The organism is Bartonella sp. MR168JLCBS (assembly GCF_042194175.1).
This window is the reverse complement of sequence record NZ_JBHIMP010000066.1, coordinates 1-1,056: the sequence shown is the minus strand read 5'-3', so window position 1 is coordinate 1,056 and position 1,056 is coordinate 1.

The following is a 1,056-nucleotide window of genomic DNA, read 5'->3' as shown; positions in this document are numbered from 1 at the left end:
TAACACCGTGCTCCCCACTTTTTCACTGTGATTATAAAAGCAAAACGTACCTCACAACAAAGGTACGGATTAACATATTTCATTAGCACAACGAATAAGTGAAAATTGTAAAAAAACTATATCTCCTCTAACAAAAAGACTTATTCTTGTCAAGCGATTATCCCTTACAAAGGCCCTATGATGTCTTACACGGAAGAGAAAGAACAAAAGATATACAAAAAACCAAAAGTGCGTTCTCGCGTGGACTCGTGTAAAGAGGAGGACGTATCTTAGACTGCTTAGGTTTTTAAGTCTGTGCTCAGTTATAGTTTTTTTGCATAGCGCGCTAAGAGCTTGATGCAGTGTTAACCCCTTTAAGCCTGATAGCGAGATTAGAGTTCATGGCGGTTAGCAGCTTTTCCATTGAAAACCTTAAAAATGCTATACGAGATAGGCTAAGCTGTTCAGCTATACGATGCCAAGCTGTATCAGTAATGGATGAGCCTGGATGAGCCAAATTTCGTGATCATATCTTTCGGTAATTATGCACCAAAATGTGGGAGTTTTTCATCATTGTTGAGTATTCCTTTTTTGTGTTCATTTGTCGAAGGCGTTTAAGGTTAATATTGCCTGGTGCTCAACCCAAGAAGAGCGCATCGTAAAATTAACAAGCATAGACGATTGATATGAGCAGGTATCCTATAATCTAAGGAAAGGGACAAAAAGAAAGAAACACTAGAGATAACACAGACTTTACCTGCGCTAAGAAGAGAGCTGCTATGCTTATGCTGTGAGGGAGGAGATTGCTGGAAAGTTGTTTGGAGAGAGTCGTGAGAGGTGCTAAGGGCGTTATTAGAAACAGGCTTTGAGAAAGAGATTCTGGAGAGATGTTCTCGAGGGGGCGTTCGGGTGATATTGGAGGAGGTGTTTTGAAAGAGATCCTTGGATGTATCCTTGAGCATCCTTGGGGGGATTTTTTGGCATTTTGGTGCCCGCCCTTAAGCTGGAATACTTGATGGGTATTGTTGAGAAAGATTCGCCTTTGTTAAAAAATTATGATGACATGTATTTTTGAGC